15 protein-coding genes are annotated in these 13,164 nt (G+C 46.3%); 9 read left to right on the top strand and 6 right to left on the bottom strand.

Annotated features, from left to right (window positions below):
* Positions 1–15 precede the first annotated feature (15 nt).
* On the top strand, positions 16–1,608 hold the full coding sequence (locus MST20_RS17995) for an alpha-glucoside-specific PTS transporter subunit IIBC (RefSeq protein ID WP_243943944.1): 1,593 nt from the start codon (positions 16–18) through the stop codon (positions 1,606–1,608).
* A 149-nt stretch (positions 1,609–1,757) separates the two neighbouring features.
* On the opposite strand, the gene MST20_RS17990 is transcribed toward MST20_RS17995, so the two are convergent.
* The 3 genes from MST20_RS17990 to MST20_RS17980 all read right to left on the bottom strand — a co-directional run bounded on the left by MST20_RS17990 (position 1,758) and on the right by MST20_RS17980 (position 3,912).
* Positions 1,758–2,336, bottom strand: a complete 579-nt coding sequence (locus MST20_RS17990) for a class I SAM-dependent methyltransferase (protein ID WP_026580631.1) — start codon at positions 2,334–2,336, stop codon at positions 1,758–1,760.
* Between the two features lie 106 nt (positions 2,337–2,442).
* Positions 2,443–3,420: a glycosyltransferase family protein gene (locus tag MST20_RS17985; protein ID WP_243943943.1), complete on the bottom strand. Its 978-nt coding sequence runs from the start codon at positions 3,418–3,420 to the stop codon at positions 2,443–2,445.
* A gap of 153 nt (positions 3,421–3,573) precedes the next feature.
* A complete protein-coding gene (locus MST20_RS17980; protein WP_145652948.1) occupies positions 3,574–3,912 on the bottom strand; it encodes a winged helix-turn-helix transcriptional regulator in 339 nt (112 codons plus the stop codon).
* A 230-nt stretch (positions 3,913–4,142) separates the two neighbouring features.
* On the opposite strand from MST20_RS17980, the gene MST20_RS17975 reads away from it, so the two are divergent.
* From MST20_RS17975 to MST20_RS17940, 8 genes are all read left to right on the top strand, one after another.
* Positions 4,143–4,586 (top strand): DoxX family protein, encoded by a 444-nt coding sequence (locus MST20_RS17975; RefSeq protein WP_243943941.1) that lies wholly within the window; start codon positions 4,143–4,145, stop codon positions 4,584–4,586.
* On the top strand, positions 4,558–5,418 hold the full coding sequence (locus MST20_RS17970) for a VOC family protein (RefSeq protein ID WP_243943939.1): 861 nt from the start codon (positions 4,558–4,560) through the stop codon (positions 5,416–5,418). Before MST20_RS17975 ends, MST20_RS17970 begins: the two co-directional genes overlap by 29 nt.
* A 330-nt stretch (positions 5,419–5,748) precedes the next feature.
* Positions 5,749–6,321 carry an NAD(P)H-dependent oxidoreductase gene (locus tag MST20_RS17965; protein ID WP_243943937.1) on the top strand — a complete coding sequence of 191 codons (573 nt, stop codon included), beginning with the start codon at positions 5,749–5,751 and terminating at the stop codon, positions 6,319–6,321.
* The gene (locus tag MST20_RS17960) at positions 6,318–6,929 is read left to right on the top strand and encodes an NUDIX hydrolase (protein WP_065644613.1); all 612 of its coding nucleotides are present in this window, start codon (positions 6,318–6,320) and stop codon (positions 6,927–6,929) included. Before MST20_RS17965 ends, MST20_RS17960 begins: the two co-directional genes overlap by 4 nt.
* A 14-nt stretch (positions 6,930–6,943) precedes the next feature.
* A complete protein-coding gene (locus tag MST20_RS17955) occupies positions 6,944–7,474 on the top strand; it encodes a YfiT family bacillithiol transferase (protein WP_212109956.1) in 531 nt (176 codons plus the stop codon).
* 342 nt (positions 7,475–7,816) lie between these two features.
* On the top strand, positions 7,817–10,369 hold the full coding sequence (mprF, locus tag MST20_RS17950) for a bifunctional lysylphosphatidylglycerol flippase/synthetase MprF (protein WP_243943935.1): 2,553 nt from the start codon (positions 7,817–7,819) through the stop codon (positions 10,367–10,369).
* Between the two features lie 111 nt (positions 10,370–10,480).
* Positions 10,481–11,377: a PhzF family phenazine biosynthesis isomerase gene (locus tag MST20_RS17945; protein WP_243943933.1), complete on the top strand. Its 897-nt coding sequence runs from the start codon at positions 10,481–10,483 to the stop codon at positions 11,375–11,377.
* Between the two features lie 101 nt (positions 11,378–11,478).
* Positions 11,479–12,057 (top strand): nitroreductase family protein, encoded by a 579-nt coding sequence (locus MST20_RS17940; protein WP_243943931.1) that lies wholly within the window; start codon positions 11,479–11,481, stop codon positions 12,055–12,057.
* A gap of 33 nt (positions 12,058–12,090) precedes the next feature.
* Here MST20_RS17940 and MST20_RS17935 read toward each other — a convergent pair whose 3' ends face one another.
* From MST20_RS17935 to MST20_RS17925, 3 genes are all read right to left on the bottom strand, one after another.
* On the bottom strand, positions 12,091–12,285 hold the full coding sequence (locus MST20_RS17935; RefSeq protein ID WP_020450618.1) for a YfhD family protein: 195 nt from the start codon (positions 12,283–12,285) through the stop codon (positions 12,091–12,093).
* 68 nt (positions 12,286–12,353) lie between these two features.
* Positions 12,354–12,467: a YfhE family protein gene (locus MST20_RS17930; RefSeq protein ID WP_023856002.1), complete on the bottom strand. Its 114-nt coding sequence runs from the start codon at positions 12,465–12,467 to the stop codon at positions 12,354–12,356.
* A 67-nt stretch (positions 12,468–12,534) separates the two neighbouring features.
* Entirely contained in the window at positions 12,535–13,065 is a 531-nt protein-coding gene (locus MST20_RS17925; protein ID WP_243943929.1) for a GNAT family N-acetyltransferase, read from the bottom strand.
* Between the last annotated feature and the right edge of the window lie 99 nt (positions 13,066–13,164).

Genomic DNA, 13,164 nt, shown 5'->3' with positions numbered 1-13,164 from the left:
AGGAGGGGATTCACATTGATGCAAAAAGTACAGCGATTCGGAAGCGCCATGTTTGTGCCGGTTTTGCTATTTGCCTTTGCCGGGATCGTCGTGGGCCTCAGCACATTATTTAAAAATGAGCAGCTGATGGGAGCGCTTGCCCGTCAGGACACCTTTTGGTATCAATTCTGGTATATCCTTGAGGAAGGAGGCTGGACTGTCTTCAGGCAAATGCCGCTCTTGTTTGCGGTCGGAATTCCGATCGCACTGGCGAAAAAAGCGCAGGCGCGGGCATGTTTGGAAGCGCTTACTACCTATCTGACCTTCAATTATTTTGTCAGTGCCATTTTGACTGTATGGGGAGATGTTTTCGGTGTTGATATGACTCAGGAAGCCGGAGGAACAAGCGGGCTTGCGGAAATCGCCGGCATCAAAACCCTTGATACGAACATTATCGGGGCGATTCTGATTTCATCGATTGTCGTGTATATCCACAACCGCTACTTTGATAAGAAGCTGCCCGATTTTTTAGGAATATTTCAAGGCTCTTCATTCGTCGTTATCATTTCATTCGCGATCATGCTTCCGGTAGCGCTTGCGACCGCGTGGATTTGGCCGATGGTGCAGGGCGGCATTGCGTCGCTGCAAAGCTTCCTTGTCGCCTCAGGAGCCTTCGGTGTATGGGTTTACACATTTTTGGAAAGAATTTTGATCCCTACAGGCCTGCATCACTTCATCTACACGCCATTTGTTTTCGGTCCGGCCGTAGTTGAAGGCGGAATTGTCACCTATTGGGCGCAGCATCTCAGCGAGTTCTCGGCAAGCTCTGAGCCGTTGAAAGAGCTCTTTCCTCAAGGGGGATTCGCGCTCCACGGAAACTCTAAAATCTTCGGAATTCTGGGGATCGCGCTCGCAATCTATGTAACAGCCAAAAAAGAAAAGAAGAAAATCGTTGCCGGTCTGCTGATTCCGATCACGCTGACAGCGGTGATTGCGGGGATCACGGAACCGATCGAATTTACGTTTTTGTTCATTTCGCCGCTGCTGTTTTTCGTACACAGTCTATTGGCCGCGACGATGGCAACCTTGATGTATGCTGCAGGGGTGGTCGGAAATATGGGCGGCGGTTTAATCGAGATTTTAACGCTCAACTGGATCCCTCTGTTTCATCAGCATGGCAGCACTTATATTTTTCAAATTTTGATCGGCTTGTCTTTCACCGCCATTTACTTCTTCGTATTCAGGTACTTGATTGTAAAATTGGATATTGCCACACCGGGGCGTGAAAAAGACCAGCAGCAGGAGACTAAATTTTATTCGAAAAAAGATTACAAGGCGAAAAAAGAGTCCGAAAAAGAGGTTTCAGCGGCGCAAGAAATGGATGAAACCGATCAGGCGGTTCTTTGCATCAAAGCGCTCGGCGGAAAAGAAAACATAGCTGAAGTGACGAATTGTGCGACAAGACTGAGAGTCAGCGTGTATGACGAATCGAAAGTGGAGCCGGACAGTACGTTTAAGACCTTTGGCGTTCACGGTGTCGTCAGAAACGGAAAAGCCTTGCAAATTATCATCGGTCTTTCTGTTCCGCAAGTACGTGAAAGGGTTGAGAAGCTACTGGATCAATCATAATTGTGCCGGGGAAAATAGCATCTCCTGAAACGACAAATGCAAGTTGCGGAGACTTGCATGTACGATTGGGGGGTGCTCTTTTGATGCAGAGACAAGCTAACGCTTCACAGGTTATCCGCATTAGCTCGCTGCATGCCAATTCCCGTTTATTATCTTTTTTTGCAGTTCAGCACGTAAATTTCATTCTTCAGCTGTTCAGATGTTTTAATGACGACTTTTTCGCTGCCCTGAAAATCCAGTATGCCGTCGTATCTTTCGATGACTTCGTCAATATGTTTGAAGTGGCGGACATGGGCGCGAGAATCATAGTTAGGCACAGAAATCACCATATCGCTCCCTTGAGGAAGACTTGATAAAAACGCCTTGTCTTTCTCGATATGCTCTAATACTTCCAGCAAAACAAAAACATTGTATTTTTGCAGCATCCGGACGATCGCCTCGTCATATACATTCCCTTCGATGAAAGTAAACGAGGGATTATACCTTTTGGCTTCTTCAAGCATTCCTTTGGAAAAATCGATGCCTAAATATTTTCTGTATCCTTTGTCATATAAAAGCTTTGCGAATCTCCCTGTGCCGCAGCCAATATCAACAATCGTTTCATCTTTGGACTCCGGCAATAGACGTGCAGCTTCTTCATACACCTTTTTCCAAGGGCTTTTTTCAAGCGGAATCAGATGTCGGTCAATAAATTGATCATAAAACTCAGCGGGCATTTCCGTTCCCATGTTTTTCACCTCGAAATCTTTTAAATCATCAGTAATAGAAATATATGTCCGAAAAGAAAATGCGTGCGGGAACAATCCCGCCGGATAAGAAAAATGGATCCATTCATCACCGTTTCCGCTGCTCTAAAAAATCTATTATCGCGTCTGCTATTTCTTGTGCGCGCGCACGATAGGTATGCCGCGAATGAACGAGACGGTAGCCGTTGTCTGTGATACGCTGCCTTTCTTTTTCGTTTTGAAGATAGTATTTTGCTTTGTCATAAAAGTCTTCAACTTCACAAGCAATGAAATGGGTGCCGTCTTTAAAACCAAGATCGTAAATATCTTGATTTGGTTCCGCCAGCAACAGCGTTCTGCAGGCAGGAGCTTCAAAAAATTTTAACAACGGGTAGCGAAGGGTGCTTCCGCACGTGAAAAATATCTTGGCCCTGTTCAGTTCCTGGGCATACTTTTCATTCAAAAAAGCCTGCTTGATTTCTTCTTCATCAGTTATGACATTGCCGGGATGGGGGTGGTGAACAAACCCTTCTTCATGCTTCATGGTCTGCAGTACAGCTTCCCTAAAATGGTACTTTCCTTTTGGAGGGTATCTTTTGTTTCCTTCATGCACGAGCCCCATGAGCAAATAGTCTATCGTTTTTTTCAACTTCCAGTCCTTGAATATTTCTGGATCAACTGCCCACGGGACCCATCTGAATTTTTCTTCGTACTGGGGATATTCATTTAAAAAATGCTCTTTTGTCACTGAAAAAATTAAATCAATTTGGTTTTCTTCGAAATAACTGCTTCTGATATGTTTATTAAAATGAGAATCGATCACAAACGCGCCGGTGGGGATGTTTGTATCCTTGAGCCCCCTTATGTTTGGGGATAGTGAGAAGCCGTAGGCAATGTCGTAGTGGAAAATGAAATCAGGGCGAAATTGGATTTTGTCCAATATATCCGGAAGATAGCCGTCTGTATGCCAGTACATGACTTCGGCAAACTCCTCCATCGATTTCATCATTTTATACTTTACTTCATGTTTGGGCATGGTCTTCCAAAACGTTTTAATCAGAACTAATATTTTCAAGCATCTCCGCATTTCTTTCTCCTCTCAGGATGTAATCTTTCCCTATTTAATATATGAGGATTAAAAATTGATGTTCAGGAAAGCATTAAAAAGGCGGGGAACTGAAAAATATGCGGAATAAAACGGCAAAACAAAAAGGCGATGCACCTGAGATGCACGCCTTTTTTAATGATTTTCCCGTTCATTGGCGTCGTCCAGATCGATCCATTCCTGCGACCATTTTTCCATTCCTTTAAGGACCGATTCGAGCGCCTGTCCTTTTTCAGTCAGGGAGTACTCGATCCGCACCGGAGTTTCCGGATACACGTGCCGGTGGATGATGCCCTCGTGTTCGAGTTCTTTTAATCTTTCGGATAAAAGCCTTCCGCTGATGGGAAGGGAAGATTCTATATGGCAAAACCGCTGCGGGCCGTTAAGAAGCTGGTGAATGATGAATCCGTTCCAGCGCTGACTTATCATTTTCATTCCTTTTTCGAATTTCGGACATAAAGATGATAGGCTCATATTCCTCACCTCTCTAGGTCTATTATAACGGTATATTAATGAATGAGCAAAGCTCATAAAATGTCTTGACGTAAGTTCGTTATTTATATATACTAACTTACACAAAGTAAGTAACGAACGAAAAAAGGAGGACACTGCAGACTTCTGATGCGGATGATATGTTGATAGATGGGTAAAGTTGGCGTACGTCATTGGTCTCTTAAATAAAAAATAAACAAGAGGAGAAAATAATGAACAACAAATACGAATTAGGTGCATTTATTTTACGTTTGGTTACCGGTCTTACATTTTTGCTTCACGGGCTTTCAAAATTTCAAGGCGGGATTGAAAACACTGTCGGATTTTTCAGCAGTGTCGGAATTCCAGGCTTTCTCGCCTATATCGTAGCGATCATCGAATTGGCCGGAGGGGCTTTAATGATTCTCGGGCTCGGTACGCGTGTGATTGGCCTTTTATTTGCGATTGTCATGCTGGGGGCCATTTTCACTGTTAAGCTCTCCGCCGGTTTCATGGGAACGGATGGAGGCGCAGGCTATGAATTTGATGTAGCGCTTCTTGCCATGTCTGTATACTTGGCCTTGAGTGGAAGCAGCATGCTGTCCCTTGGGGAAGTGATCCTGAAATCAAGGAAAGAAGGAAAAACAGATGACGCAGCAAATTTACCCGGGCACTGAGCTCGGATATGTCAAGCTGAAGGTGAGCCGTCTTGAAAGATCGGTTTCTTTTTACAGGGATGTGATCGGTTTTCAAGTATTAAAACGGGACGGCAAAACGGTGGAGTTCACAGTTGACGGGAAAAATCCGCTTCTGATCATTGAAGAGATTCCAAATGCTGTTGTGCTGCCTGAAAGATCGGCAGCAGGCCTTTATCATTTTGCCATTTTGCTTCCAAATCGAAAGCAGCTCGGCATGGCTATAAAGCATTTGCTCCGCTCAGGTATCGAACTCGGCCAGGGAGATCACCTTGTCAGCGAGGCGCTTTACTTGTCAGATCCTGATCAAAACGGAATTGAAATCTACCGGGACCGCCCGCGCGAGGGATGGAAGCGTGATGAACAGGGGAACTACGTGATGGGCACGGAACCGGTTGATGTCCAAGGTCTTCTTGAAGAAGCCGATGGCCACGAATGGCAAGGTCTTCCCCCTGAAACAAAAATCGGACACGTCCATTTTCACGTCAGAGATTTGAAGCAGGCGAAAGAATTTTACCACGCTGTGCTGGGATTTGATATCACGGGAGATTATCAGCACATGTCAGCGCTTTTCGTCTCTGCCGGAGGCTACCATCACCATATCGGCTTAAACATCTGGGCCGGACAACATGCGCCATTTGCTCCACGTGATGCGGCAGGCATGGCGTATTACACGGTTCTTCTCCCGAGTCAGGCGGAACTGGACCGAATCGTAAAAAAACTGAAAAGCTCAGGTTATGCCGTTGAGCATCAAGAAAACGCATGGTTTGTTCAAGACCCGGCTTCAGGCATTGATATCAGGTTGACTGCTTGAAAAGGCGAAACTAAGGTGAAACTTTAGTTTCGCCTTTTTTTTATGCCATTCAATCAAAGGACAACAACAGCAAAGAATGAGAATAAGCAGACATCAATAACAAAGATTCAGGGGCAGCAGCTGTGCTAACATGAATTTGAAAAATTGGAAATGAAACAGGGGTGAAGGTTGATGGCAAAAAGCCTGACTGGCAAGGCGAAACATCCGCCTGTCTCCGTTTTTTTACAAAAGGAAAGGGTTTTTCTATCATATGTGCTCCAAGTTCATTTTCTTTAAATTCTGCAAAATAAACAATATAATTCCATCAAAGGACGAAAAGGAGGAAGCGATATGCAGACTGCCGTTCTATATGCACACCCAAATCCAAACAGTTTCAACGGGGCCATTTTAAATCAAGTCATAAAGGCGCTTGAGGACATCGATTTGTACAAAGACCGGTTTGATCCCGTTCTTTTATTTGATGAAAAGAAAAGGCGTTCTGATATGAAGCGCGACCCGGAAACCGCCGAATATCGAAGAAGTGTCAAAAACGCCGACCATCTGATTTTCATTTATCCGCTTTGGTGGGGCGGGATGCCGGCGATCATGAAAGGATTTATTGACCGCGTTTTTGCCGCCGGAGAAGCTTATACATATCAAGGAAAGCTGCCAAAAGGCCTGCTGAAGGCGCGCACGGCAACGGTTTACTACACGGCTGACGCTCCGTCGTGGTATTTGCGGTTTTGGCGGCGGGATGCCGACTGGGTGACGGTTAAAGATGTGATGTTGAAGTTTTTCGGCGTACGGCGGGTAAAGCGCCTGCTGTTTGCCGGTGTAAAAGACAGCTCTGAAGAAAAACGAACGCAATGGCTTGACCGTGTCTACCGGTCTATTGCTCCTGCAGATCGGGGGATCAGCGAATGACAAAGGATCTGAAATGGCTGGATTGGGCAAAGGAAATTCAAGCCATCGCCCAGGCGGGGCTGGCCTATACAAAAGATGACTTTGATCGTGAACGTTTTGAGCGGCTTCGCGAGCTGAGCTGCGAAATCATCGCCGATTATGCGGAAGCCGATTTCTCAAAAGTGAAAGAGCTTTTTGCCGGAGAATCGGGCTATCAAACGCCTAAAGTCGATGTAAGAGCCGTGATTTTTAAAGATCATAAACTCCTCCTTGTCCAGGAAAAAGCAGACGGTAAATGGGCGCTGCCAGGCGGATGGGCAGACATCGGCTTTACGCCGAAAGAAATCGCGGTTAAAGAAACGCTTGAAGAGACAGGTTTGAAAGTCAAGGCGCACAAACTTTTGGCGGTCATGGATAAAATGCGCCACAACCACCCTCCTTCCGCCTTCCACATCTATAAGCTGTTTATCGCCTGTCAGATTGTCGGAGGCAAGGCGGAAGCGGGGATGGAAACGCAAAACCTGGGGTTTTTCCCATTGGAGAATCTTCCTGAATTATCGGAAGCAAGGAATACGTATGAACAGATCGAATACCTTTTTGGAAAGCATGAGGAAGTGTATTGCGACTAAGGGAGGAACAGACAATGGATCAGTTGAAATATCCGATCGGCGCCTTTTCCAAACCGCTTGAAGCGGACGAAAAGGAACGGGAGAAATGGATCGGGGATCTGAAGCAAGCGCCGCATCTCCTGAGAAGCGCGGTGGCGGGACTAAATGAAGAACAGCTTGATACGCCGTACCGAACCGGAGGCTGGACTGTCCGGCAAGTCGTTCACCATCTCGCCGACAGCCATATGAACGGCTATATTCGAAGCAAATTGGCGATGACAGAGGAGTCGCCTTTGATCCGCACGTTTGACGAACAGAATTGGGCCGGACTTACCGATGCCAGAACGCTCGATCCGGATTTGTCGCTCGCGCTTTTGAACACGCTGCATCTGCGCTGGACCGCTTTTTTTGAATCTTTAACAGAGGAGGATTTTGAAAAAGCGTACGTTTATCCGGACACAGGAGAGAAAATGAAGCTGTATCAAGCGCTCGCTCTCTATGTGTGGCACTCACATCATCATATTGCCCATATTACAGAGCTTCGAAAAAGAATGGGTTGGAACTGAAAAAAACGCGCCGCTGCGCGTTTTTTCAGCGTGTCGCCAAACCCTCGCATTCGTTGTCAGGCCTGCGCGTCGGTGCTCACGAATTCCAACATTCGCTGCGCTCCGATGCTCGGCCTTCCTAGACTGCAAGGGTTTTCAACTACGCTGAAGGGATGACAAAATCCCAAAACAAAAAGCTGTTTTGCGATTTTGTTTACCGTTTGTTTTCAGAGGGGATGGTTAACACTAACATAACAGCAGAATCGTTGGTTTTTGCTTTTTCTAGCCGGTAAATTAAGGTAAGATATATGAGTTATCAAAATGTGATGGATTTATCCTGTGATTAGAGAGAAGTGGTTTTTCATGAAAAAAAATGCGCTGGCGATTTTAAGGATTGTAATTCCGGCGGCTGTTCTTTTGTTTGTCTTTTTTCAAGCGAAAAAAGAACTGGCCGGGCTGTCTTTTAAAGCAACATTTTTGATTATCGATCAAATTAATCGGATTGACCTGTTTATCCTTGTTTTTCTCGGACTTGCCGCCATTTTGGCGATGACATTATACGATTTTGTTCTGGTTCGCTCCCTCGGAATGAAGGTTTCGAAATGGAAGACGATCAAGGTGTCCTGGATCGCCAACTCGCTTAACAATGTTCTCGGATTCGGCGGATTGTCCGGTGCAGGATTGAGAACGATCCTTTACAAAGAGCATGTTGATGATGTGAAGAAGCTGATCAGGGGGATCGCTTGGCTTGCGTCTTCGATTCTTCTCGGACTGTCTGTCCTCAGCCTTCTCGTCCTTGCCGGGATTCTGCCTGCCGGGGATCTGTTTACAGAAAAAACGTGGGTGCTGCTGGCTGTTACCGGTACGGCGATAATCGCTCCCGGCGCGGCCGTCATTTTAATGATCAAAAAGAAGAGAAGCGCAGGAGCCGAAAAAGGCATGCGGCTTTCGGTCTTCTTTTCTTATTTGGGTGCATCTGTGATCGAGTGGTTTGCCGCTGCAGCGGTCATGTATTATTCCCTTGTAACGATGGGTGTCGAATTAGACGCGAAAACCGTTCTCGGCGTTTTTACAATTGCATCTGTAGCCGGAATGATCAGTCTCGTTCCCGGCGGATTCGGTTCGTTCGATCTGCTTTTTTTGGTGGGGATGAGCAAGCTTGGGGTTGATCAGGAAATCACTCTGACGGCGATTGTGCTTTACAGGATTGCTTATTCGTTTATCCCTTTTGTGTTCGGCCTTATTTTTGCAGCAGCTGATTTGACTGGGAATACGATGAAGAAGCTCGAAGAAAAGCCGATTATTGCCCCGGCAATAGAAACGACCAATATTCTGTTGATTTTACACAGAGCGCTGTTATTCAGACTGCTGAACGGTTCGCTTTCAGTCATCGCGTTTTGCAGCGGAGCGATTGTGATTGCATCTGTGGCGCTGCCGATTGACAGAATTACATTAATACCGAATATTCCGAAGTACATGCTCGTGTTTTTTAACGGCTTGTCCCTCAGTTTCGGCTTGATTTTGCTGATCTTGCCGCTGGAACTTTATCGGAGGACAAAGAGATCTTATTATATGACGCTGACCGCTTTGGCGCTTGCCTTTCTGTTCACGCTTTTTAAAGGTTTTAATATTAGCGCGGTCTTCATGATTCCTGTGGTGTTTGCCCTGTTTGTCCTGTTGAGGGGGCAGTTTACAAGGGAGCGGGCTGTCTACACATTCGGGCAAATCGCATGGGGAGCTTTTATCTTTCTCTTTACTTTGCTGAATTACAATATTATCGCTTCAAACATTTGGGAGGCGCTCGGCCATATCCTTGTAAAAGATTATTTCATTCACAGTGAACGCCATGTCGATTTCGCGACGTTTTTTGCGTTATTTTTCGTTCCCCTGTATTTCGTTGTTTTCATCTGGACGTTTAACAGGAAAACAAAAGAGGTCGGTGAAGCTCCTGACCCGGAGAAACTGGAGGCATTCTTAAAAGAAAAAGGCGGAAACGCTTTGAGCCATTTGGGCTTTTTAGGTGACAAACGGTTTTTTTATTCAAGCGACGGGAATGCACTGATTCAATTCGCCAAAGTCGGCCAGCGTCTCGTTGTGCTCGGCGACCCGTCCGGCCTGGAAGGCTCGTTTCCGCTCGTAATCAAAGAATTTCTTCATACGGCTGACCAAAAAGGGTATCTTGTCATTTTCTATCAGATCGAACGAGAAGACATGGGGCTCTATCATGATTTCGGATACCGTTTTTTTAAGCTTGGAGAAGAGGCGATTGTCGACCTTGACACCTTTACAATCAGCGGAAAAAAGCGGGCCGGATTAAGGGCGATTCACAACCGTTTTGAACGGGAAGGGTATACATTTCATGTCGAACAGCCTCCGTTTTCGGCAGAATTCCTCAACGAGTTGAGGCAGGTATCTGATGAATGGCTCGGCCGAAAAAAAGAAAAAGGCTTTTCACTCGGGTTTTTTCATGAAGGTTATTTGCAGAAAGCGCCGATTGCCGTTTTAAAAAGCGAAGAAGACGAGATCGTCGCGTTTATGAATATCATGCCGATGTACCGCGAAGGGGAAATATCCATCGATCTGATGCGCTATTCGAAGAAAGCGCCGAAAGGAATCATGGATGCGCTGTTCATCTATTTATTTCAATGGGGAAAAGAACAGGGCTACACGGCCTTCAATATGGGAATGGCCCCTTTATCGAATGTAGGGACATCGTTTCAGTCGTTCTGGACGGAGCGATTAGCCGCCGTGATTTTCAACAATGTCAGCTACATGTACAGTTTCAGCGGACTGCGGTCTTTTAAAGAAAAATATAAACCGGTTTGGCGGGGAAAATATTTAGCCTATCGGAAAAATCGATCTCTCCCGGTGACGATGATCCTTGTGACGAGGCTGATCGGAAGGAGAACGAAGTGAGGCCGTTTTTTAAAACGGTCTTTTTTAGATTGCCATTGTAAGAAGCACTGAAAGGCGGTATACTGCAAATGATTGGAAGGGAAGGATCGAATCGACAAATGGGGGATCACAATGAAGCAAATTGAAGTATTAAGATATGACGCATTTTCAAAGACGGCGGGTCAGGGAAACCCGGCGGGCATCGTGCTTGAAGCAGACGGGTTGACCGATCTTGAAATGCAGAAGATCGCTGAACAGGCAGGCTATAACGAAACGTCTTTCCTGCTGCCGAGCGAGTCAGCCGACATAAGGATCCGCTACTTTACGCCGGGCCATGAAATGAATCTATGCGGACATGCGACTGTTGCTTCTCTTTATGCGCTTCTGGAAAAAGGCGCGATCGAAGCCGGGGCGCAGCTGAAGGTCGAAACAAAAGCGGGCGTTCTTTCCGTGTATACCGCCTCTGACGGCAATCAGCGGTTTTTTGTGACGTTGGAGCAGGCGCCTCCGTGTTTTCAGTCTTTCACAGGAAGCAGAAGCCAACTGGCGGAAGCGCTGGGGATCAGCGAAGCGGACTTTCATGAAGCATTGCCCGTTGTTTACGGAAGCACAGGGATATGGACATTGCTTGTGCCGGTGAGAGATTTGGCCGCAATCCGCAGGATGAAGCCCGTTCAAGCTGAATTCCCCAACATTTTAACCGAGATGCCGCGGGCGTCTGTCCACCCGTTTTGCCTGGAGACGATCCATCGGGATTGCCAGCTTCACGGCAGGCATTTTTCATCGCCTTACTCCGGAACAAGTGAAGATCCTGTCACAGGAACGGCATCAGGAGTGATGGGCGCTTATATGAAAACGTACGGAAAGGAATTCTGTGAAGAGAGCCGGACTGATTTTCTGATCGAACAGGGCCAGGAAATCGGGAAAGACGGAAAAGTGAAAATCGAAGTTGCGGAACAAAACGGCATCATGAAAGTGCGTATGACAGGAACCGCTGTATTTGCTGAAAAGCAGAGCTTTGAGGTGTAAAACAGACACCGCCTTTTTTAACGAGTGATGATCATTGCAAACGCCAGCGGTAAACATTATAATCAACAATGATAATCATTTTCATTTAAGGGGGCGGCCACATGAAAGACACGCTGGAAATTCAAAGTATTCGCGATTGCGTCAGAAATAGAAGAACGATTCGAAAGTTTAAACAGGATCCGGTGCCGAAAGAAGTGGTGCTGGAACTTTTGGAAGATGCCGTTTATGCGCCGAACCACAAGCTGACAGAACCGTGGCGGTTCATTTATATCGGGACGGAAAGCGGGAAAAAGAAGCATGCCGACAATTTAAAAGCGGCGTTTAAAGAGCTCAAGCCGAATATGCAGGAAGAACAAATCAATAAGTTCAGAGAGCATATTCTCAGCGTTCCGGCTTTTCTCTTCGTAATTATGAAAGAAGACGAAAATGAACGGGTCAGACGGGATGACTTTGCAGCCGTCAGCTGTTTGATCCAGAATCTTCAGCTTCTCGCTTGGGAAAAAGGCATCGGCATGGTATGGAAAAGCGGGGAAGTTCTCTCTCATGAAGCGTTGCACAGGTTAATGGGACTGGAGCGCGATGAGCGGGTAGCGGCTCTCTTGCAGCTCGGATATCCTGCGGAAATTCCTGAAGCGAAGCACAGAACCCCGGCCGCAAAGCTTTTTACTGAATTAACTTAAAGAATGAGGCCCGGGAATCCCGGGCCTCGATTATTATTTTGACTGCCGCTTTTCCGCGCGCTTATCAGCCGCCTGCATGCGGGCTTGTGCTTCGCGGTCATCCTGATCGGCGAGTTCTGCAGAATATTCTTCGTACACTCCGTCAGCTTCTCTTTTATACTGATCAGGAACTTGAGGGAGTTTTTGCTTGTTTTTGTCACGGTTTTTGTGGATTGCATTTCTGCCCATATGATCACTCCTCATCAATAATCGGCCGGTCAAGCTTTATTGTTCGCTGATCAGGCTCCCGCTATGCATTACGATTTTTCCCTTGCGGCGCGCTCAGCCCTTTTAAATTCGCGCGAATATCTGACTTCCTGCGTCTTGTTCAGAGAGGATTTAAAATGCTCCCGTTTTTTCTTGTCAGCCATCTTTTCAAGCCTCCTCAAAACCTCAGTTATTCACAGGCTGTCCGTTTCAACGGCATTTATACAAGTTTTAAGCTTCTTTTAACTGGCGGTTTTCCTCTTCGAATGTTCTCATGCTGTACAGCGTGTACATATCTTTCGGAATTTCATACAGGTGAAATGTATCGCTGCCGGCCCAGTCAAGATCAGCCTTGACGGCATATGGGAGCTTTTCCGCTGCTTTGAGGGAGCGCATATTTGTTTTTCTGATTTTCATAAAAACGGCTTCGATTTGCTTTTCATAAAAAAGCTCGCAAAAAAACGCGTCTTTCGCCCGTTGATTCAAGCCTTTTCCATGATAAGGTTTGCCGAGCCATGTGCCAAGGAAGCCTTTTTGATCTTCGATTTCATACAAGCTGATGCAGCCGACCGGGTTTTCCCATTCATCAAGTATCGTTCGCGATATCAGCTTTCCCTGTTCTTCCTCTTCGATCATGTTTTTGACATGAAACATATACTCTTCAATCGTCTCCGCTTTATTTCTGACAAAAGGGAAGACATCCGGATGAATCATCAGCTCAAAAAGTGCATAGCAGTCGGTCAGTTCCCGTTTCTTCAGCATGGCAGCCCCTCCTTAGTTCGAGGGCGGCTTTTCCAGCAAGAACGGGACGCGTGAATCCACCCTCGGAATTTTTTAATTTGCGGAAACCGTTGTCCGCGT

Origin of the sequence: Bacillus sp. B19-2 (assembly GCF_022832475.1) — a bacterium.
Lineage (GTDB): Bacteria > Bacillota > Bacilli > Bacillales > Bacillaceae > Bacillus > Bacillus paralicheniformis.
The sequence above is the reverse complement of the archived record's forward strand: the minus strand, read 5'-3'. Positions and strand labels throughout refer to the sequence as shown.